Genomic DNA, 1,444 nt, shown 5'->3' with positions numbered 1-1,444 from the left:
GTAGCTTAACCGTAAGGAGGGCGCTTACCACGGTAGGATTCGTGACTGGGGTGAAGTCGTAACAAGGTAGCCGTATCGGAAGGTGCGGCTGGATCACCTCCTTTCTAGAGTTTGCACGAATCAGCAATGATTCACGCTTCAAATGTTCACACTTATCGGCTGTTTAATTAAGAAGAAACAGTAGTCGTAGTAGTACCGCGTTGGGGCTGTAGCTCAGCTGGTTAGAGCACCGTGTTGATAACGCGGGGGTCGTTGGTTCGAGTCCAACCAGCCCTACCAGTAAAGCTTCAAACGAAAGTGCAAATCTACTTTCGTTTGGTCATAGCTAAAAATCACTGGCAAAGCCAGATGCTTTTTAGAGGTAAGAGCCACGCAATACCCCGGGGGGATTAGCTCAGCTGGGAGAGCACCTGCTTTGCAAGCAGGGGGTCGTCGGTTCGATCCCGTCATCCTCCACCACGTTTTACCAAAAGTGCAAATGTAAGCCAGTCAATATGACCCGGGTTTAGATTTGATCTTTTAGCGATCAAAGCTGTTTCGTTCTTTAACAATCTGGAAGAAGTAAAGATTATTTATTGATTGAGTCTATACATGTAGCAATACATGAGGCGGCTCAATGGGTAATGATTGTATGTATCAACAAACAAGCAACAACGTTGTACTTTCTTATCCCTGTAGCGCTCTTTTCATTTGAAAGAATGAAGAGGCTAACGTTATAGGGACAAGCGAATAAGTGCACATGGTGGATGCCTTGGCGATTACAGGCGATGAAGGACGTAGTAGCTTGCGATAAGCTGCGGGGAGTGAGCAAACACACTTTGATCCGCAGATTTCCGAATGGGGCAACCCACCCTTTTAGGGTATTGCATACTGAATACATAGGTATGCAAGGCGAACGCGGCGAACTGAAACATCTAAGTAGCTGCAGGAAAAGAAATCAACCGAGATTCCCAAAGTAGCGGCGAGCGAAATGGGAAGAGCCTGTACGTGATAGTCGGACCGATAACAGAATCCTCTGGAAATGGGAGCCATAGTGGGTGATAGCCCCGTATGTGAAATTGGACCGGTGATACTAAGCGTACGACAAGTAGGGCGGGACACGTGACATCCTGTCTGAATATGGGGGGACCATCCTCCAAGGCTAAATACTCGTAATCGACCGATAGTGAACCAGTACCGTGAGGGAAAGGCGAAAAGAACCCCGGAAGGGGAGTGAAATAGATCCTGAAACCGTGTGCATACAAACAGTAGGAGCGGACTTGTTCCGTGACTGCGTACCTTTTGTATAATGGGTCAGCGACTTACATTCAGTGGCAAGGTTAACCGTATAGGGAAGCCGTAGAGAAATCGAGTCCGAATAGGGCGATCAGTCGCTGGGTGTAGACCCGAAACCAAGTGATCTACTCATGGCCAGGATGAAGGTGCGGTAACACGCCCTGGAGGT

General features: G+C 48.1%; 2 tRNA genes and 2 rRNA genes. All 4 read left to right on the top strand.

Going from position 1 to position 1,444, the window contains the following annotated elements:
• Positions 1–104: ribosomal RNA gene (locus tag ACQ4W6_RS25695) — 16S ribosomal RNA — on the top strand; the annotation flags it as partial.
• Between the two features lie 98 nt (positions 105–202).
• A tRNA-Ile gene (locus ACQ4W6_RS25690) sits at positions 203–279 on the top strand.
• 104 nt (positions 280–383) lie between these two features.
• Positions 384–459: transfer RNA gene (locus tag ACQ4W6_RS25685), tRNA-Ala, on the top strand.
• Positions 460–719: 260 nt separating this feature from the next.
• Positions 720–1,444: ribosomal RNA gene (locus ACQ4W6_RS25680) — 23S ribosomal RNA — on the top strand; the annotation flags it as partial.

Source organism: Janthinobacterium woesei, assembly GCF_051380875.1.
Lineage (GTDB): Bacteria > Pseudomonadota > Gammaproteobacteria > Burkholderiales > Burkholderiaceae_D > Janthinobacterium.
The sequence above is the reverse complement of the archived record's forward strand: the minus strand, read 5'-3'. Positions and strand labels throughout refer to the sequence as shown.